The sequence below is a fragment of the Polaribacter sp. 2405UD43-2 genome, assembly GCF_058147125.1.
The window spans coordinates 105833-125403 of the sequence record NZ_JBYVJX010000003.1 but is presented as its reverse complement, the minus strand read 5'-3'; the positions used below and the strand labels follow the sequence as shown (position 1 = coordinate 125403).

Genomic DNA, 19571 nt, shown 5'->3' with positions numbered 1-19571 from the left:
TTATTGTTCATAAATTGAAATAAAAGAACTTGCTTCCCAACTATCTTCATCTGTAAAAGTATATACTGCTTTTTCTCTTAAATTTTCTGCATCTTCATATTTTTCTTTAAAGTTTTTGGCAAATGAAACTTTAACTTCATCTTCTTTTAGTTTTATAAAATCACTACCTAAAACCAATCCTATTTTACCATAATCGCCAAAGAAATACTCCTCTAATAATGGTATTACTTTGTTTTTAAAGGTTTGTTTTAAGTCTTCAAGAGTTTCAATATTTAAGAAATAGGAATGCCCAATTTTATGGTCTTTGTCAATTAATAATTCTATTCTATCATTAATAGTTTGTAATAGTGTTTTTAATTCTATTTCTTCAACTTCATTATCTTCTAATAATGTTGAATCTGGAGCAACTTCCGTAAATGAAAACCTTCTTCTTAAAGCGGTGTCTAATGCTTCTACACTTCTGTCTGCTGTATTCATAGTCCCAATTATATATAGGTTTGAGGGAACTTTAAAAGGTTCTTTAGAATATGGTAAAATAACTTCAATCTCTTCAGCTTGACCACTTCGTTTATCTTCCTCGAGTAATGTTATTAGTTCACCAAAAATTGATGAAATATTACCTCTATTAATTTCATCAATAATTAGAACATAATTAGGAGTCTTTTTAATTTCTTCTGCTTCAGAAAAATATTCTTTAAAACTTTCTATCTTAATATCTTGCTTATTAAATTCATAAATAGACTGTTGAGAAATTCCTTTATCAATGAAAATTTCAGGTGATGCGCTCATATTAGTACCTAACCATTTCACTTTTCTGTAGTGATGAAAACCAAATTCATTTTCTGAATCGTATTCATAACTTCCTTCAATTATACCAACAGCGTCAAGAATATGATTGCCTAATGAGACTAAAACAATATCGCCAATTTTCATTTTTTGAAATGTGAACATTGCTTGAATATTGTATTTAGAACTCTCTACCAAGTAAGGGAATTCTTTTTTAAATTTATCTCTAAATTCATTCCAATTATTAATGTTATTATATTCAGAATAATCCTCATTATCGCCCCATCCTAAAGCTACTAAATTATTTGCCACACACCAATTATGGACGTCTATTCTATGCTTACCCCCAATACTCATTTTAAAATAGTTTGATTTTGAAAAATCAATAGAATTAACTTTCTGTTTAGAACCTGAAATGCCTTTTGACCTATCAGCAATCTTTTTAAAAATTCCTTTTTCAATCTGATATTTTAAGGTTTCATCATCATCTTCCATTTTAGGCTTTATACCTTCAACAAAATCTTCATAGCTCATACTTTGGTGAAAAGTTGTAAAACTTATTTGCTCTTTACTTAACAGTTCATCATATAAGTTTAGAATTTCGGCTCTACTTCTTTCTTCTTTACCTAATATAATATCAACAGCTAATTTTTTAGTTGTGTAAGTTTTTCCTGTACCAGGAGGACCATAAAGAATTTGGTTTAAAGGTGTTGAATTTGTAGGGAATTCTTCGATTAATTCATAAATAAAAGGTCTAAAAGAAGTGTAACCCGAAAAGCCTTTTTCAATAAGTGGTTCTAATTTTTTTAAACTATCTAAACTAAATTCAAATTGTTCAAAATCTTCACTATATGTCTTTTTCCATCTTTTAGGAATTTCATAAAGGGCAGTTTGAACGTAGCCATCTATTGTGGTATCTGCAATTTCATTTCTTCTTGTTTCGTATAAGTAATCTTGGTAAAGGTCAAATATGTTTTCTTCTAAAGAGTCTGTCATTTCATTTTCTGTTAAATCGTTTTTCTTGCTTTTTTTAAACTCAATAAATCTGCTAAAACTATTTATTATTTTGTTATTCCCTGTGTTGTTTTTAATTACAACCTCTTCTATATTAAAATAATCTCTATGTAAAGCTTCTAATACCTCTATATCATTAATAATAAAAAGCTGATTTTTTTCTAATAAATCTCTTTTATATAAATCTCTTGCAATTGACTTTACACCCGATAAATAATTAGTAATACTACCTTTACCTAAAGGTGTACCATCTTTTTTACGATAGACTTTTTTTAACCACTTTTCAAATTTTGAGAGTATGTTATTTATATCCTCTTCTTTATCTCCATAAGTTTCTCTAATTCTGTTAGAAAAATCGAAGAAATCTTCATTAATTGGTTTTTTAGCTAAAATTAAATTGTTTAATTCAGAAACTTCTAAATTTTCCTTACCAACATCTAAACCATAAACAATATTAACTAACCAAGATTTTTTAAAAATATTTAAACAATTAAAATCACTATATAAAAATGCAATTTTCCATTTATATGCATCTCCAAGATCTATACTATCAATTTGTGAAAGACTATCTTGTATAGCATAATTTGCAATATTCAAAATTAGGCTTCTGATAGATTTAAAAGCATCTTCTTTAGTTTGACCATATTTTGTGTGCCACGCATAAAGTCCATCATTTGTTCGGTTGGTTGCAGATTCCGTTTTAGAAGTAGCACCCATTTTATAAATACCAAACTTATATGAACTACCACCAACAATACTTCCTAAATCTCTTGTAAGATGCTCCAACCAATAACAAAAAGAATTTTCTCTTTTTGTATCTGTGTATTCTTCCAGAGTCATATTTTGCAATCTGTCTAAAGTCCAATAGTCTAAAAAGTCTTGCTTTAGTTTGTGTAAATTTTCGTTCATTGCGTTCTTTTTCTTTTCAATTTTAAAATTATTTCTTTCAAATGCTTTAAAGCAATCTGTATCTAAACCACCTTTAAAATAGCGTTCTATTTTTCTGTCAGAAGCATAAAAATTAGCATAAGCCATAATTGCTTTTGGTGGATATGTTTTATTTTCAAAGATTAAATCATAAGTTGAAGATGCACCAAAACCATTTGGCAATCCTTTTTCTTCAAAATCTTTAATACCTTTTAATATGTGTTCTTCTTTTACCTTTTCAAATAGCATATTTATTCTTTTTAAACAATTAAATCTTTATACCACAAAGCCAATACAACATCCATCTGTGAGTTATGAGATTTATTACCAATATTTATTTTACTCCATAGCTCTTTTGAAGATATTAATTCTACATTATTTTCTTTTAAAAATGCTACAGCTTCAATAGCGTGGGTTTTGTTTATGGTTGAATTACTGCTGTATTCTCCTTTAGAAATGCCTTTAATTAAACCTTCTTCACACAAACCTAGAAATGTACTTCTTGGGCATCCTTTGTTTTGAGAACTTTCACTATCAAAAAAATCTGTAATTGCTGTATTCCAAGAAACTCTTAAAGGGTTATCTGCTTTATGAATTTCTAATGTTCTAATAGCCGTTTGTCCATATTTGTTATACTTTTTCATAATTGTATATTATCTATTTCATCTTTGTAAGTTGTCATAAACCAATCTAAATTTTTATTCTTTTTCCCAAGTTCTCTTTGCAAGAAATTTTCGTGCTCTTTTATAACTCTCTTCTTTGCGTTGAGCATCTTGGAAATCGTGTCCCACTCTTTGTACTTCCAATAGATTTGTAAATTCTTTGGAAAGTCCTCTGGCATTGTTTTTAATTTCTCTATCAAATTCTTTTCCAGCTGATTCTTCAATATTTTCTTCTTCTCTTCTAATTCTTTTAATTTCAGATTCTTCAATTTGGATTTCTCTGCTAAACTCACTGAATATTTTATCCTCAATCCCTCTTTCTTCTTCGTCAAGCTGTTCAATTTCTCTGTTTTCAAGTTCTTTAGGGAACTCAAATTCATCTGCTGTTGCTCTTGGTATATCATCGTATAATATTCCAAGTGATTCGATAGTGCTATTTGTAGTAACCAATTCTCTATCAATGGTGGTTCGTATTTTTTCTTCAAGGTTGTCAATTTCTCTTCTTTCTCTTTCAATAGTAAAGCTAAATTCATTTTGTGCTCTTTCTCTAATTTCAACTTCAAAGCCAATTGATTCTTGTCTAATTCTTTCAATTTCTTCTTCTTCTCTTTTGATACTTTCGATAATTTCTGCTCTAAACTCTTGGTCGACACTTGCGTTGTAGATAGCATCTTCAAGTTCTCCATTTTTTGCAATATATCTTTTTTCCAAATCTGTGTATTCTCTATCCTCTTGGTCTTCTTCGTTTTGATTTCTTGCAAGTGCGTCTCTTCTATTTGATTCTTCCAAATCTCCCAATCTCTGGTTTGCAGTTTCTGTATTTCTCTCAACCTTTTGTATTTGCTGGTTAAGTCCGAGTTCAATTGCTCTGTGTTGTTCTGATTGTAAACTTCTTTTAATGCTACGTATGAGCCAATTAATTTCTGCTTGTCTGCATTTGAAATCTTCTTCAAAAAAGATTCTCTCGTTATCATTAATCTGTGGTAAGTCTTCTGTATTTTTTCTGAATACTGGAATGTACTCTGTGTTGGCTTCTTTTTCATTATAGACCCATTTATATGTTCTTGATGATTTTAATGCTTTTTCAATGTCTGCTTCAGATTTTCTTGGAATATTTATTTGAAGTGTATCAATACCTAATCTTGATAACTTTAAAAATTTATCTGGTTTTATTTTACTGTAAACAATAAATTCAATAAATAATATTGGTTTATTATCTTTATTAAAGAATGTAACATCTGGTCTAATTAATAAATCTTTATCAGGAATCGTAGGGTTTTTGCCCCATTTAATTACTCCATCTTCATTTTCATAAAAGGATAATTCTGCTTTTGTATAAGCTGCTTCAATTTTCCTTCTACTTTCAATTTTCATTGGAAATAAATTTTCATCAGCACCTATAGGAGGGTTTTTATATATAGCAGGTGCATTTACATATTTTAGTCTGTTTAAAATTGTTCTTGCAATTCTTTCTCTATAAACCTTACTTGCTCTTACACATTCAACTTTTTCTTTATTAACATCTGATGCGTGATGTCTGAAATAAGAAAGCCAATTTGGGTTTTTCTTTTGAATGTTTGCAACCATTAAAGAATGACATCCTAAACATCTATATCCTTTTAAACCACTTTCAGCTTCAGATATATGAATGTTTTTACCAAGCTTTTCAGAATAAGCCCAATCACTTTTAAAATCTTCTTTTTTTTCTTTTGCCATAGCAGTAGCAATTTTTCAAATTAGCTCTTTAGTTCAATTTTTAAATATAGTTTCATATCAATTACGTACGTTCTATTTCCTTCTCGAAATAAATTTGTAGACCTTCTATTAAATTCATAACTTACATTGAAATTGTTATAAAAGTCATTATTCTCTTGGATTATAATTCTAATTTCTTTTAAGAATCTGCTTTCATTTTCATTTAGGGTATTAATACCTATTTGTTCTGTTATTTTATTTTTTGGTCTAAATGACACCCAAAAAAGTTGACCAGAGTTTGTTTTATTAATTTTTTCAACTGGAGTTTCGGCATCATTATATTCGATTGTAAACTTTAATTCATTAATAGTAATCTCTTTTTGCTTTTTCATATTTATTATCTCTTATGCTTTTTCGACAATCGCAATTTCCTCTTCTGTTAAACCATACAATTCATACACTATTGCATCTATTTTTTTATCAGTTTGGTTAATTTGGGCTTGTAAGTCTTGTGCTTTTTGTTTGTTATCTTCAAAGAGGTCTAACCACTCAAACTCATCTTTTTTAGTTAAGATTGGTATTGTTTCTAAACTTTCTTTAGTACGGTTTTTATTATTGGCTTTTATGGCTTTATTGAGTTCTTTAATAAACTCACCAAATTCTAACTCGTGCCAATTTTGTAGTTTTTTTGATAACTTCTCCAAACTGAATTTTTGTTTGAGATAGTTTTGGAATTTAGATGTTAGTAATTGGTAATTATTATTAAAAGTTAAATTTTTATCAGCATTATCAACTAAAGACTTGTCTTTATTAGTTTTTGAAATTTTAATTGGAATTTTTTCCATATATGGTCTTCTAAAATCATAATAACCACCTTGTAGTGTTGAGGATATATTTTTTAAAAAGAAAAAGACTAAACGTGAATTAAGTAAACCTAATAATTCTTTACTATCTGAACTAATAAAGAAATTGTTATCAGATAAAGAATACTCTCCTTTAGAGTCTATAAAAAAATTTGATTGATTATTAATTCTTGGGTAAATAATTTTAGGTTGTTGTAAAAGGTGTGAGTTTTTACTACCATACCTACTTAAACACCACCAATTAAATCGACCTTGTTTTACTTCTGGTCTTTTTTCTAATTTTGTTTTATTTTCTATTAAGTATTCTTTGATATTTTGATTTGAATCTATATCATAATCCCAAGGAATAAATAATAAATAGGTGTTTTGAAAATCTACTGTGTTTCTTTTGACTTCTTTTCCCATTAATATCTTGACAATATTATTAGATTCTCCAAGTCTATTTTTTGTTTCTTGATTAATGATAAAAACCTCATTGCAACCTGTAGAAACTCCTCTGTAAATTTTATTGGAAACAAATGTTTTAAGAGTTAAAGAGTTTTTTTGAATCTTTTCAATTATATCATTAATATTTTCATTAATAAAGATCCAATTATCTTCATTAAGTGAAGATTTATTTACTTTATATTTTTTTAACTCTAAAGTATTTATTGGGTCATCTGTATTATCTCTTTTATTTATTTCAGAATATAAAAAGGTTTTAGCCTTATAGTTATTTTTTTTATTTAAAACATAGATTATTGGATATGTTGTAGCATCAGCAAAAACAGGGTAATCATCAAAGTCTAATAATAGCTCTAAATTAGATTCTTCTTTTATTACTTTCCTTATGTTTTTACCATAAGTAGCTTTTAAAAATTTATTAGGTAGAATGAAAGAAAATAAACCTTTTTCATTCATTAAATTAATTCCTTTTTCAATAAAGTAAGTATATAAATCTGCGATACTATTATAACATTTATAATTCTTTTCTAAATAAGGTTTTATGTCTTTAAATAATTCTTGCCTAACATAAGGAGGATTCCCGATAATAACATCAAAACCACCTTTTTCAAATACTTTCGGGAAGTTTTCTTCCCAATTAAAAGCTTTGTTACCTGCAACTGCTTTACTATCAATTAAGGAATTACCACATTTAATATTGCTACTTAAATCATTTAATTTTCTTCGTGGTTGTGCTGTACGTAGCCATAAAGAGAGTTTGGCGATTTCTACAGATTCTTCGTTTAAATCTACACCAAAAATGTTGTTTTCTAAAATGGTGTTTTCTATATCAGAAAATTGAAATCCACCTCCTAAAACCTTTGTTTTTAGTTCATCTATATAATTATGTTCTTTAATTAAAAAATCTAATGCTTGGTTTAAAAATGCACCAGAACCACAGGCTGGGTCGCAAATTGTTAGTTGTAAAAGCCAATCTCTGTAAGCGTCTAATAAATCTACTAATTTGGTAATAGTAGTTTTGTTTCTATTTTTACGCCCTTTAAAGTATTCTTCTTCTTTAATACCAAGTTCAGTTTTCTTTTCAGTACAGAGTTTACCAACCGTGTTTTCTACAATGTATTTGGTAATGTACTTGGGTGTATAGAAAACACCATCTTTTTTACGTTTGCTTTTTTGCTTGTCGAAATCTGCACCTTCAATTTCTGCATTTACACTTTCTATTTCATTTAAAGAGTTTTCGAAAATATGCCCTAAAATATTAACATCTACCTGACTTTCAAAATCATAACCTGCTAATTTGTGGGTGTGTTTGTAGAGTAATTCATTGTCTATTTCTAAACTATCTAATAAAGTATCTTCTTTAAATAACCCTCCATTATATGCGTAAATTTCACCTCTGCTTTTTGTGCCTTGTCTTCCTTTATCTAAAAATTTAAAGTATTGTTTAAAAAGGTTGTATAGTGGTCTTTCATCACCAAAATCGATGTCTGCTTTCCATTTTTGTAAAATGAGTTCTGTACTATTTGCAGGTAATAAGCTTCTGTCTTCTGCAAAAAAGATAAATAAGAAACGATCTATTAATTTTTGTGATTTTTTGAAGAGTGTTAGTTTTACATTTTTTTCTAATCGTTGTTGAAGTGCTATTTCTTCTTCAGATTTTTCAACTCCTTCAGAAAGGACATTAGAGTTTTTTAAACGTTTTGCATTATTTTTTACTAAATCTCTGTATAATTCCCTTTTAAAAAGTGAGTAATCTTTGTAAAAATCTTTGGTTATTTTTTCTTCTTGTATAATTGAGGCTTCCTTAATTTTTAAGGGAACATTATTTATAAGACTGTCTTTTTGCAAACACAAGTAAAATAATTCAAAACGCTCTTGGGTAAGTTCAAATAGATTAAACTCTTCAAACTCGGTGGCATCATTTATATAAAAACGTAACTTCTCGAAATTAGAGGTAATTACATAAACGCATCCTTTTTGATTTGCTTTGTAATCAAAAGCTTGTTTTCTTATGCTTTCTAAATCTTTTGTTTTTGTGCCTTTTAATTCGATTACTCCAATAGCTGTATCATTATGTAATATTGCGCCATCTGCTTTACGTGAGTTGGTTTGGTTTTTATATTCGGCTACTAAATTAAAATTTGCTTTGGGTTTTAAGGTGTATCCTAAAATATTTACAAATAATTCTGTTAAAAAAATACCCTGATATTCTTCTTCTTTAGAACTTCTTATATTTTCTTGAATAGTAGGATTTAAAAAGTATTTTACATATTTCTTATATGCTTTATCTACTACATCCTTTTCTTGGAGGTTGATATAATTCTTTAGAACTGATGTTTGGTATAGTGGCATTTATTTCTTTGCAATTTATAAGAGCATTAAAAATATAAATATTAATTGAACATTTCCATCATTTTACGATTGAATTTTAAATGTATGATAATGATTGTTAAGTAGTAATTGAATATCAGTTAATCTATAATAGATTTTATTTTCTATTTGTGAGTAGGCAATTAAACCTTTGTTACGCCAATTTCTTGCTGTACTATTGCTAATATTCATTAACTGAATAAAATCTGAATTGTCTATTATTTGCGTTTGTAGCTTTTGTTTTTGAATCTTGTTAATTCTTTGTAATAGTACTTCTAACTTTTCTTGAATTTGTTTTAATTCTATTTGATTTTTTTCTGTGGTTTTCATTTGCTTACTTTTTACCCCTGTTTTAGACTATACTACAAGTTGAAAAACATTAGTTGTTAATACTGTAATTTATTTGTTGATTAACCTTTTTTATTACTTGGTCTTGAAATATTGATTTTTGAGAATTTTGAACAATTTTATTGTATTCTTTTTTGTCTTTTTTATAAGAATCTGGATGTTGTTTTCTAATACTTTCTTTAATTTCTGCATTTGTAATAGAAGCAATTAATCTTTTTTGTTTGATGTTTAGTTTTGAGAAATCTAATTTTGTTTGTTTCTCTATTTGTAGATATTTATCTTGAAGAAGTTTTCCTAATTTTTTGTATTTGCTATAGTCTATTAAATCGTTTATAGTATAGATTCCAATATTATTGGTTTTGTTGTTAAAAACCTTTGTTCTGCCTTCAATTTCAAATCTGAAATAGTTATCATTCAGTTGTATTTGATTGTGTTTTTTTACTTCATAAGTTTTATCGTATCCTTTTATGGAATAATCTGTGAGATAGAATTTTGCTCCATAAGTTTTGTTGTAATTTTTCATAGGCGTAAAAGGTTTACCTAAATAATATAGCCATTCATTAAATACTAATTGAGGGTTCTCTTTTATAACGATACCAACACTTAATTTTAAAACTTTAGAACTATAAATATTAATTGGTAATTGATTATCTAATAGAATAATTGCTTTGCAAACTTGTCTGTAAGAAAATGTACTGTAATTATTTCCGTGATATAATTTATGTAATGAATTTGCTATATATAGTTGATTACCGACTAAACGCATACTTAAATTTTTGAAGTTTGATTTATAATAGAGAGGTGTATTACTATCTTTAAAATGAGGAATCCATAAGAAGCCTTTCCAATCAAAAGGAGTTTGTTGTAGCTCTCTTGCTTGTTTTGGAATCTGTTCCAATTCATTCATTATTTTGATAGTATCATACATTTACTATTTTTTATTGATAGCAATTAATGATTCTTCAATCTCTGAACGTTTGTATCTGATAAGGTTGCCTAATCTGTAAGGCTTTATTACTCCTTTTTTATTCCAATCTGATAAAGTAACTAATGAAACTTTTAAGATTTTAGCTACTTCTTTTCTTGTGAGATATTCTGCTTGTTTTTTTGGTTGAAAGTTTTGAGCAATAGTTTGTAGTTCTGCTCTAACATCTGATAAGATGCTTTCTTTTAATTGAAGTGGTGTTACCCCGTGTACTTGTGTGATATTGTTTTGTTCCATCGTAAAACTATTTATTGATTACGAGGTAAAAATTAAGTAGGATAAAGAGAAGTAAGCGTTCGAGAGGGTGTTCGAACGGAATTAGCTTACCTCTTTTTTGTGTGGTATGTTAAAGTTTTCTTTTTCAAATTTTCTATGGGTTTCTTGCGCTTTACTATTAGTTATATTTAAGTATGCAGCAAGAGATCCAATAGTGGCTTTGATTTTAAATTTATTTAAAACATCTTTACTAAATTGTGTGAAATTTATTTCACCATTAGTAAGCCTTTTTGGATTTATATACTCTAACTCTGCTAATTGCCCCATTATATAACCTAAATGTGATGTTTTACCTAACCATTCTATTTGATATTGTGCTGGTTTTGAATTTTCAATCACTTCTTCTATTTCATCAATTTTATTGTAAAGTACTTTTATAAAACTATTACCTATAGACGATAATGATAAAGGAAGAAACGAAAGCGTTTTATGTTTGTAGTTTTCTAAAAACAAATCTACAAGTTCGTAGAAAGGAATATCAAATTTCTCAACTTTATCTTCTGTATCTTCTTTTAAAATTCTCTCTGCTATTTCTTCTACAGTAGAAAGTTGATTTACATTTTGAGATTCTGAATAATATCTTGAATCTTCTTGGTGTACGTGAAAATCTACTTTTAATTGCCTTAAAGGAATATTGAATAATTGTATTGTGTACTTTAAATAATTCAATTTTTCATTATTGTCGGCTAAACTGGATAATTTTAATATTACTTCACTAATAGACTCAATATAAATAGGTTTTATATCATCAATTATATATTTACGCTGTTTGGTAATATAGTCAGCATCTTGTTCAAAGTATTCATTTCCTCTATAGATTACTAAATCTGGGTATTTTTCTAAATCTACATTATCTTCATCAACAGAAACGATAAATTCTTTATAGTAATTTTTTATCAATGCTTTTTGTAACTTGAATATAGCTTCCAATAGGCTTAATAGTTTGAAAGGTTAGCAATTTTTCTTTAAATATAGAATATTTTATTTTATGCTAAAATTTAAACATTAAAGAAACCAGTTTTTACGATATGAGAAGCTCTTTCTTCGTCTTTGATTCTAATGTATTTGTAAAATTCTTTTTCTGTTGTATGACCAGAAAATAGCATAATATCATAAACACTCATACCTGCTTTGTATTTATTTGTACAAAAACTTCTTCTTGCAGTATGTGATTTTATTAAGTCGTATTTTGGAATCATTTTAGTAATTGTTTTACCACCTTTTGTAAACTCACATTTAACTAACTCATTCCATTTAAGCATTTGTCCAACTTGCTTTATATAATCGTTTAAATAGCTTTCTGCAATTTTTCTTGGTGGTTTACTATTATGCCTTTTAGCCATTATCTCACGCATTTCTTTAGTAATAGGACACAAAACCTCTCTATTGTATCTTTTATTTTTTTGTTGCTTAATTTTGAAATAATGAACATTATCTATTTCAACAATATCATTTTCAGATAAATTATTATAATCACTTATTCTTTGTCCGGTATAACAACCAATTAAAAAAACATCTCTTGCTAATTCTACTTCTGGATATTTAGATAAATCTTTATCTAACATTTCTTTTATTTCTGCATCTGTTAGATAAATTTCTGTAGTAATTTCTGTTGCTACTTTAAAATCTTTACTTTTAAACTTCTGATTACTCGAATAACCTTCTGCAAGTGCATAGTTTAAAAATGTTTTTAAGTTCTTTATATGCTTTCCTATGGTATTCAAAGCATAATCTTTACTTTCCATAAAAGTATTGAAATCATTATAAAAGCTAATATTGATAAAATCAAACATCAATTTTCTATTATAATACTTTTCATATTCTTCTAATCTTTTTTTAGTCTGCTTATAAGACCTAATTGTAATTATTGAAATATGTGATTCTTTTACCTGAATATATTTATCTATAACTTGAAAAAAAGTAAGGTTTGTATTTATTTCTTGGTGAGGTTCTATTTTCTTCGTAAAGATGTCTAATTTGTACTTTAGAAGTTCATTAGATATGTTTTTTGATTCATTTAGAATATTTGCACATTCTTTGTTTAATTGGTTTTCTAAATCGCTTAAATCTTCATTTATCTTGTCTTTGTTTTCTATACCAACTTTATTTTTAATACGTTGTTTTTTAAAATCCCAATCATTAAAACAAGACTTGTAACCTGTAGAGTATTTAAACCTAATTTTACCGTAACTAAAAAATAGAAAAATTAAACTTTGTAGATTTTTATTTTGTTCTAACTTTGCTTTTGAAGTTTTAAAAGCAAACCTAATTGTACCTTTTGTTCTCTCAATCCCTTTACTCATAGCTTAATCAATTTATATAAAGATACAAAAAAGGGTGTTAATTAGGGTGCTAATAAGAGTTTATTTATATAATACGCACTTATTTTTTACGAGCTAAAAAAATATCAAAAACCCAATAAAAATAACACTTAACAAAGTTTTTGACAAGATTTACAATATACAAGAAAAGTAAATTACAGTACTGGAGGTACCACTTAAAAGTCCAAACTTTTGTTTGGGCTTTTTTTGTTTTAAAAAACTACTGTTTTATAGCTCAAGTCAAAAAATCCAGCAAAAGCTGGATTTTTTTTTATTTCATCATCTGAAGATTGTTAATTTCTAATTGTGTTAAGGCTCTCCACCTTCCTCTTGGTAAATTTTTCTTTGTTAGTTCTGCAAAAATTACTCTATCTAATTTGTTAACCTTATAACCAACGTGTTCAAATATTTTACGAACAATTCTGTTTCTACCTGAGTGAATTTCTATACCTATTTCACTTTTTGGCTCGCCATTTATATAAGAAACCGCATCAATAAACACTTTTCTACCTTCAATAATAACTTCGCCTCGTAGTTTTTCTAAATCTTTTAAATCTAATTTTCTATCTAAAGAAGCGTGATATAATTTACGAACATTGTGTTTTGGATGTGTTAATTTTTTTGCTAAATCTCCATCATTTGTAAACAATAACAAACCTGTTGTATTTCTGTCTAATCTACCAACGGGATAAATTCTTTCTTTTGATGCATTTGCAACCAACTCCATTACCGTTTTTCTACCTCTATCATCATCCATAGTAGTAATGTAGTTTTTTGGTTTATTTAAAAGTATATACCTTTTTTGTTCTGGTGAAATTGATGTTCCATCAAAACGAACAACATCATTAGGCTGCACTTTATAGCCCATTTCTGTTACTAATTTTCCGTTTACTTCTACACTTCCATGTTCTATATAAGTATCTGCTTCTCTTCGAGAACAAATTCCTGAATTAGCAATGTATTTGTTTAAACGGATTCCTAATGATTCATCGGCTTTAGGTTTCGATTTAATTTTTTTATACGTTGTTTTTGAGTTTTTTCTGTTTAGAGGAATGCTTTTTTTACCTTCTTGTCGTCCTCGCGACGAGTTTTTATTTGATTTCATTACTTAAAATTTTTGCAAAAGTAGTTATAAAAAACGTTAATTTAATCTGTCTATTACTTTTTCTACAATTAAAGATACATCAATAAAAACCAAAGAAAAAACACCAATAAGAAGCAATATTTTTAAAATATTATGAATCATTCTATATTGATTTCTTTCTTTAGAATTCCAGAGATAAAATCCGAGGAAAATTAATACGAGCATAGAAAAATAAAAATAATACCTCATATAACTTAACGCAGGATAGCTGAATAAAATCACAATAGGAATTAATGTTAAAAACATTAGAAATATTGATAATATCTTGGTCTTTTTTTCTCCGTAAGCAACTGGAAAAGTATCGTAATTATTTACGAAAGCTCCTTTCATATTTTGTAAATCTTTTACCAATTCTCTTACCATTATTACCAAAAACAAGAAAACTGCATGTACAAAAATGATTTTTGAAAAATTTTTAAAATAAATAAAAACTGCAAAAAAAGGTGAAATTGTTAGCACAGTTGCCGAAATTAAACCTGTTAATGGATACTTTTTTAATTTATGAGAATAAAACCAAATGGCAAAAATATAAACTGCAAAAAATAAAGCTGCTCTCCAAGAAATTAGCCATCCAAAAGCAAAACCTATAAAATTTAATGCAAAATAAAGTCTTAGTTTTGTAGATTGTTTTACATAATTATCGATTCCAGATTTTAAAGGACGATTTATCCTATCTACTTTTACATCATAAAAATTATTGATAATATACCCTGCTGCTACTACACAAACACTGGCCAAAATGATATATAGCAAATCAATATCAAAAATTACATTCTTAAGTTTTTTTTGTGGAGAAAAAATAAATATGGCTGCCAGATATTGAGCCATAATTAAAACTAAAATATTGTAACCTCTAATAACTGAGAGTAAGCTAAAAAATTTAAAAATTATTCTTTTTATTTTAAAGCTAGGCATACATTAAAATCTATACACCAACTCTAATTTGTATTTTTTAAGGCTATTTTGTGCTTTTTCATAATCTTCTGTAAACCCTAAAATATAACCACCTCCGCCAGAACCACAAAGTTTAAGATAATAATCGTTAGTTTTTATACCATTTTCCCAAACTTTATGAAAAGCATCAGGAATCATAGGTTTAAAGTTTTTTAGCACAATTTTAGATAATGATTTTACATTGCCAAATAAAGACTTTACATTGCCGTGTAAAAAATCATCTATACAAGCATCTGTTGTTTTCGCAAATTCTTGGCTAATCATTTTTCTAAAACCTTCGTTTTTCATCTTATTCATAAAGATATTTACCATTGGCTCAGTTTCGCCAATCTGTTCTGAATCTAGTAAAAAAACAGCTCCTTTTCCTTCTTTTTGCGATGGTATTCCTGCGGGTTCTATATTTTCTTTAGAATTGATTAAAATGGGTAAACTTAGATAACTATTTAAAGGATCTAAGCCTGAACTTTTTCCGTGAAAAAAAGACTCCATTAAAGAGAAAACTTCTTTTAATTTTAAAAGTTTTTCTCTAGTTAAGTTTTCTAAAACTGTAATTTTATCGTTGGCATATTTGTCGTAAATAGAAGCTACTAAAGCACCAGAACTTCCTACTCCATAACCTTGCGGTATAGAAGAATCGAAATACATTCCGTTATTAATATCCGTTTTAAATTCATCTAAATTAAAAGAAACCAAATTGGTTTTTAAATTTGATAAATATTGATAAAAGCGTTCTAAATTTTGATTTGAAATTTTAGATGTTTCTTTTAACTCTGAAGAAGTTTTTAACGCGCCTCTATAAGAATTAAACGGAATTGCTAATCCTTTAGAATCTTTGATAATTCCATATTCTCCAAAAAGTAGAATTTTAGCATAAAAAAGTGGTCCTTTCATTTTTCTTTACAAGATTTAGGCAAAAATACAAAATTTAATATTAAGAGAATATTGTTAAAGATTTTTGTAAAAAATTTTCCAAACTCCAACTTTTTTACCGTTTTTGTATTTTCCTCGTTCTTTTATTTTACCCGATTTATAGTACGTTTTCCAAACACCTTCTTCTAGATCATTTTTAAACTTTCCTATAACTCTTAACTCGCCTGTATGATAGTATTCTTCGAATTTCCCTTCCTTTTTATTATCAACAGTAAAAAAAACTCTAAAAATATTTCCGTTTTTATAATACAGAGAGATATTTTTATCTTTTTTTGATTCTATTTTATAGTAGGTAGCATTGTATTTTTTTGTCTCTTTTAAGTCAGCATTTAGCCAAACTCTTTCTTGAGAATTTATTTTTGTAGCTACACCTAGAAAGAATAAAAATATGAGAATTTTTTGATACATTATAACTCTTTTGCGCCAAATCCGTTTGTATCGCAAATATACTGATTTTTCTGACAGTACTTTGCTAACTCATTCTCTATGAATTTGTTTACAGTTTCTTTTTCATCTTCAGGATATAAAAGATGAACATTGGCACCTGCATCTAAAGTAAAACAAATATTGCTCTCTTTTTCATAACGATATTGCCAAATTTTATTGATAATTTCTAAGGTATTTGGCTTCATTAAAATAAAATATGGATGGCTTGTTAACATCATTGCATGCAAAGTTAACGCTTCGCTTTCTACTAAATTAATGAACTCTTTTACAGCTCCTTTTTGAAGAATTTTAGAAATTTTACCTAAATTTTCATTAGCTTGTTTAAAACGATTTTCTGCATACGGATGCTTGTGCATTAAATTGTGACCAACTGTGCTAGAAACCTGTTTTTCGCCTTTATCAACCAAGAGAATTGTATCTTGATAATTATTAAAAATGGGATGAATTTTGTAAGGAAATTTTACGCCAAATAAATCTGAACTTTCTTCTATTTCTGGATGCTTACCCCAAACAACCAAAGGACCTTCTATACTTCTGCTTGCACTACCTGAACCTAATCTTGCTAAAAACGATGCTTTTTTATGAATATATTCTTTTGATAAATTTGATATTAATTTAGACTCTAAACTCATTAAACACATTGCAATGGCACTCAAACCACTTGCTGAGGATGCAATTCCGCTAGAATGCGGAAAAGAATTCTCTGAATTAATGGTCATTTTATAATCAAAAATATAAGGACAATATTCTTGTACTCTTTTAAAGAATTCTGCAATTTTAGGTTTGAATTCGTCTTTTTGTTTTCCTTCAAAAAATAAATCGAAATCTACTTTTTCTGTTTGCTGTTTTTTCTCAAAATCTATAGTTGTAATGGTATGACAATTGTTTAAAGTAAAACTAATTGAAGCATTTTTTGGAATTTGAGGATTGCTCTTTCCCCAATATTTTACCAACGCAATATTACTTGGAGTTTGCCAAGTAAAACTTACTTTCTCTACTAAATTCTCTACTGTTTTTGGTATAAATTGATTTGTATGCAAAGTCTAAAATTTGTGTCAAAGATAAAACTATTTCTACTAAAATTCAGTCAACTTTTGCAACACATTTTCTTTATAAGTTCTGCCAATTGGCAAAGCTTTTTTATTAATTTCTACAAACTCATTGGTATAAGAATCTATTTTATTTTTTTGAACAATGTAAGATCTATGAATTCTAAAAAAATTATTTATTGGCAACTTGGTTTCTATATTGCTAATGGTTTCTCTAGTTACCACAATTTTATCTTGCAAATGGATTTTAATATAGTCTGAAAGGCTTTCTACATAACGTATTTCATCAAAAGAAATTTTTACCATTTTTCTGTCTGACCTCACAAAAATAAAATCGTTTTTTATGGGTTTTTCTTCTTTTTTATCATCAATAATAATCGTTGAATTTGTTTCAAAAAACTTGTTTACTGCCTGTAAAAATCGATCGAAAGCAATGGGTTTTAGCAAATAATCTACAGCTTGTAAATCAAAACCATCTATTGCATATTCTCTATAAGCCGTTGTAAAAATAATTTTAGTTTTTTTGTTGATGGATTTTGCCAAAGACAGCCCAGAAATGTCTGGCATATTTATGTCTAAAAACAGTAAATCTATTTTGTTTTTGTTAGAGATTTCTAAGACTTCCATCGCATTTTTACAACTTTTAACAAGATGTAAGTTTGTAATTTTTGCTACAAAAGATTCTAAAATTTCTCTTGCAACAACCTCATCATCAACAATAATACAATTTATTTTATCCATTTTTTAAGCTTCTGTATTTATTTCTAAAAGAACTTTAAATACATTGTTTTTATGATACGTTTTTAACTTATGTTTATCAGGATATAACATTTCTAATCTTTTTTTAATGTTTGTTAATCCTATTCCGTTTGTATTTTTACTTTTATTTATTGATGAATTTTCAACTCTAAAAAACAAGGTGTTTTCTTTTGTTTTTAAATTGATATCAACCTTTAAAACATCATTTAAAATTTTACCGTGTTTAAAACTATTTTCTACAAAAGGTATTAATAACATTGGCGAAATTTGAATTGTATTAACATTAATTTCTTTTGTAAAATGTACTTTTAAAGTATCGTTAAATCGCATTTTTTCTAAAGAAATATAATCTTCTAAATGATTCAGTTCTTCTTGTAATTGCACTTTAGGCTTGTTAATTTGATATAAAATATAATCTAACAAATTAGATAATTTTAAAATCATATTAGGAGCTTCTTCAGATTTTTTTAATGCAAAACCATAGATTGTGTTTAAAGAATTAAACAAAAAATGTGGGTGAATTTGCATCTTTAAAAACTTTAGCTCCTGTTCTTTTAATTGCAGTTGTGTTTGTAAAAACTTATTTTCTAAAGCCTTATTTTCTTCAAGTGATTTATAATTGTGTTTTAAAATTTTTAAACTACTAGCCAATGCAACAATCAACAAAACACAAACTAAAATTACTGAAGAACTTTTGGTAAGCGTTGGCATTTGCTGAAACTCTAAATTAAAGAAAAACACAAACCCAAAAGCCATAGTCATTAAAACACCTGCTGTTACAAAAACAGCTGTATAAAATGAATAGAGCGCAAATATTCTGTATTTTTTAATCAATAAATACTTTGGGATTAAATTGTACACAAAAACGTAAGATGCTACCACAGAAATAGTACTTAAAATGTTAGAAAACCAAAATAAAAATTCTTTATTAGAAGTACCAACACTAAAAAAACTATAAAAGAAAAACCATACTAAAATGCAAAAAAGAAAATGAAGCAGTACTTTTTTTACGTTAAAAAACTGGTTTTTTGCCATTCTGCAAAATAAAAAATAACAAGTTCATTTTATAAATAATTATGACAAATTACAAGTTTTAGTGTCGAAACAACAAAAAATCATCATTTTAACAAGAACTATCTTTCTTTTGTAGAAACCAAATAAAAAACAATCGTTCATCGCAAAAAACAATTTACAATCAATAATAAAAATACATTTACCAAAACTTTAAAATAAATAGTATGCATTTAATTAACGAAGGAGGTCTTTTATTTATGACTTCATTAATCATTTTACTTATCCTTACCTTTTTTTTATTGGCTAAAGGATTTAAAAATAACACCCAAAAAAACCTAAATCTTATAAAAGCGATTAGTTTATTCGCTCTCGTTTTCGGAATTTTTGGTTTTATTCTTGGACTCATAAATGCTTTAGATGCGCTAGATTCTGTTAATGGAGATATACATCCTGCTGTTTTAGCTGGCGGAATTAAACGTAGTATTTTATCACCAACATTAGGAACCTTTGTTTTTCTTGTAGGTAGATTAGGAATTATTGTACTTACTTGGATTAAAAAGGAATAATTATTAAACTTATTATT

General features: G+C 27.3%; 18 protein-coding genes. 1 reads left to right on the top strand and 17 read right to left on the bottom strand.

Annotated features, from left to right (window positions below; genetic code table 11):
* The 17 genes from ACY2RX_RS05770 to ACY2RX_RS05690 all read right to left on the bottom strand — a co-directional run bounded on the left by ACY2RX_RS05770 (window position 1) and on the right by ACY2RX_RS05690 (window position 19009).
* Window positions 1-2976, bottom strand: coding sequence for an AAA family ATPase (locus ACY2RX_RS05770; RefSeq protein WP_490103021.1), 2976 nt, complete (start codon window positions 2974-2976; stop codon window positions 1-3).
* 11 nt (window positions 2977-2987) lie between these two features.
* Window positions 2988-3371 carry a DUF6979 family protein gene (locus ACY2RX_RS05765; protein ID WP_490103020.1) on the bottom strand — a complete coding sequence of 128 codons (384 nt, stop codon included), beginning with the start codon at window positions 3369-3371 and terminating at the stop codon, window positions 2988-2990.
* A gap of 54 nt (window positions 3372-3425) precedes the next feature.
* Complete coding sequence (locus tag ACY2RX_RS05760; protein WP_490103019.1) at window positions 3426-5105, bottom strand: hypothetical protein; 1680 nt, start codon at window positions 5103-5105, stop codon at window positions 3426-3428.
* A 20-nt stretch (window positions 5106-5125) separates the two neighbouring features.
* Window positions 5126-5476 (bottom strand): hypothetical protein, encoded by a 351-nt coding sequence (locus ACY2RX_RS05755; RefSeq protein WP_490103018.1) that lies wholly within the window; start codon window positions 5474-5476, stop codon window positions 5126-5128.
* A gap of 12 nt (window positions 5477-5488) precedes the next feature.
* Window positions 5489-8743, bottom strand: coding sequence for an Eco57I restriction-modification methylase domain-containing protein (locus ACY2RX_RS05750; protein WP_490103017.1), 3255 nt, complete (start codon window positions 8741-8743; stop codon window positions 5489-5491).
* Window positions 8744-8806: 63 nt separating this feature from the next.
* Window positions 8807-9091 (bottom strand): helix-turn-helix domain-containing protein, encoded by a 285-nt coding sequence (locus ACY2RX_RS05745; protein WP_490103016.1) that lies wholly within the window; start codon window positions 9089-9091, stop codon window positions 8807-8809.
* A gap of 49 nt (window positions 9092-9140) precedes the next feature.
* On the bottom strand, window positions 9141-10016 hold the full coding sequence (locus tag ACY2RX_RS05740; RefSeq protein WP_490103015.1) for a hypothetical protein: 876 nt from the start codon (window positions 10014-10016) through the stop codon (window positions 9141-9143).
* Window positions 10017-10040: 24 nt separating this feature from the next.
* Entirely contained in the window at window positions 10041-10331 is a 291-nt protein-coding gene (locus tag ACY2RX_RS05735) for a helix-turn-helix domain-containing protein (protein ID WP_490103014.1), read from the bottom strand.
* An 81-nt stretch (window positions 10332-10412) separates the two neighbouring features.
* The gene (locus tag ACY2RX_RS05730; protein WP_490103013.1) at window positions 10413-11270 is read right to left on the bottom strand and encodes a hypothetical protein; all 858 of its coding nucleotides are present in this window, start codon (window positions 11268-11270) and stop codon (window positions 10413-10415) included.
* 98 nt (window positions 11271-11368) lie between these two features.
* Window positions 11369-12673, bottom strand: coding sequence for a tyrosine-type recombinase/integrase (locus ACY2RX_RS05725; RefSeq protein ID WP_490103012.1), 1305 nt, complete (start codon window positions 12671-12673; stop codon window positions 11369-11371).
* A 289-nt stretch (window positions 12674-12962) separates the two neighbouring features.
* Entirely contained in the window at window positions 12963-13796 is an 834-nt protein-coding gene (locus tag ACY2RX_RS05720) for a pseudouridine synthase (RefSeq protein ID WP_490103011.1), read from the bottom strand.
* 36 nt (window positions 13797-13832) lie between these two features.
* Window positions 13833-14750, bottom strand: a complete 918-nt coding sequence (locus tag ACY2RX_RS05715) for a geranylgeranylglycerol-phosphate geranylgeranyltransferase (protein WP_490103010.1) — start codon at window positions 14748-14750, stop codon at window positions 13833-13835.
* Between the two features lie 3 nt (window positions 14751-14753).
* On the bottom strand, window positions 14754-15680 hold the full coding sequence (locus ACY2RX_RS05710; RefSeq protein WP_490103009.1) for a mevalonate kinase family protein: 927 nt from the start codon (window positions 15678-15680) through the stop codon (window positions 14754-14756).
* A gap of 54 nt (window positions 15681-15734) precedes the next feature.
* A complete protein-coding gene (locus ACY2RX_RS05705; protein ID WP_490103008.1) occupies window positions 15735-16127 on the bottom strand; it encodes a toxin-antitoxin system YwqK family antitoxin in 393 nt (130 codons plus the stop codon).
* Window positions 16127-17206, bottom strand: coding sequence for a diphosphomevalonate decarboxylase (locus ACY2RX_RS05700; RefSeq protein ID WP_490103007.1), 1080 nt, complete (start codon window positions 17204-17206; stop codon window positions 16127-16129). Before ACY2RX_RS05700 ends, ACY2RX_RS05705 begins: the two co-directional genes overlap by 1 nt.
* A gap of 36 nt (window positions 17207-17242) precedes the next feature.
* Complete coding sequence (locus tag ACY2RX_RS05695) at window positions 17243-17956, bottom strand: LytR/AlgR family response regulator transcription factor (protein ID WP_490103006.1); 714 nt, start codon at window positions 17954-17956, stop codon at window positions 17243-17245.
* A gap of 3 nt (window positions 17957-17959) precedes the next feature.
* Window positions 17960-19009, bottom strand: a complete 1050-nt coding sequence (locus ACY2RX_RS05690) for a sensor histidine kinase (protein ID WP_490103005.1) — start codon at window positions 19007-19009, stop codon at window positions 17960-17962.
* A 203-nt stretch (window positions 19010-19212) separates the two neighbouring features.
* Between ACY2RX_RS05690 and ACY2RX_RS05685 the strand changes: the two genes are divergently transcribed.
* On the top strand, window positions 19213-19554 hold the full coding sequence (locus ACY2RX_RS05685; RefSeq protein WP_490103004.1) for a MotA/TolQ/ExbB proton channel family protein: 342 nt from the start codon (window positions 19213-19215) through the stop codon (window positions 19552-19554).
* Window positions 19555-19571: the final 17 nt, after the last annotated feature.

Bases quoted from the DNA above. Each gene is read 5' to 3' on its own strand.
- ACY2RX_RS05735 (WP_490103014.1), bottom strand. From the start codon at position 10,331: ATGGAACAAAACAATATCACACAAGTACACGGGGTAACACCACTTCAA.
- ACY2RX_RS05705 (WP_490103008.1), bottom strand. From the start codon at position 16,127: ATGTATCAAAAAATTCTCATATTTTTATTCTTTCTAGGTGTAGCTACA.
- ACY2RX_RS05745 (WP_490103016.1), bottom strand. From the start codon at position 9,091: ATGAAAACCACAGAAAAAAATCAAATAGAATTAAAACAAATTCAAGAA.
- ACY2RX_RS05725 (WP_490103012.1), bottom strand. From the start codon at position 12,673: ATGAGTAAAGGGATTGAGAGAACAAAAGGTACAATTAGGTTTGCTTTT.
- ACY2RX_RS05695 (WP_490103006.1), bottom strand. From the start codon at position 17,956: ATGGATAAAATAAATTGTATTATTGTTGATGATGAGGTTGTTGCAAGA.
- ACY2RX_RS05740 (WP_490103015.1), bottom strand. From the start codon at position 10,016: ATGAATGAATTGGAACAGATTCCAAAACAAGCAAGAGAGCTACAACAA.
- ACY2RX_RS05710 (WP_490103009.1), bottom strand. From the start codon at position 15,680: ATGAAAGGACCACTTTTTTATGCTAAAATTCTACTTTTTGGAGAATAT.
- ACY2RX_RS05690 (WP_490103005.1), bottom strand. From the start codon at position 19,009: ATGGCAAAAAACCAGTTTTTTAACGTAAAAAAAGTACTGCTTCATTTT.
- ACY2RX_RS05685 (WP_490103004.1), top strand. From the start codon at position 19,213: ATGCATTTAATTAACGAAGGAGGTCTTTTATTTATGACTTCATTAATC.
- ACY2RX_RS05715 (WP_490103010.1), bottom strand. From the start codon at position 14,750: ATGCCTAGCTTTAAAATAAAAAGAATAATTTTTAAATTTTTTAGCTTA.
- ACY2RX_RS05770 (WP_490103021.1), bottom strand. From the start codon at position 2,976: ATGCTATTTGAAAAGGTAAAAGAAGAACACATATTAAAAGGTATTAAA.
- ACY2RX_RS05750 (WP_490103017.1), bottom strand. From the start codon at position 8,743: ATGCCACTATACCAAACATCAGTTCTAAAGAATTATATCAACCTCCAA.
- ACY2RX_RS05760 (WP_490103019.1), bottom strand. From the start codon at position 5,105: ATGGCAAAAGAAAAAAAAGAAGATTTTAAAAGTGATTGGGCTTATTCT.
- ACY2RX_RS05720 (WP_490103011.1), bottom strand. From the start codon at position 13,796: ATGAAATCAAATAAAAACTCGTCGCGAGGACGACAAGAAGGTAAAAAA.
- ACY2RX_RS05755 (WP_490103018.1), bottom strand. From the start codon at position 5,476: ATGAAAAAGCAAAAAGAGATTACTATTAATGAATTAAAGTTTACAATC.
- ACY2RX_RS05765 (WP_490103020.1), bottom strand. From the start codon at position 3,371: ATGAAAAAGTATAACAAATATGGACAAACGGCTATTAGAACATTAGAA.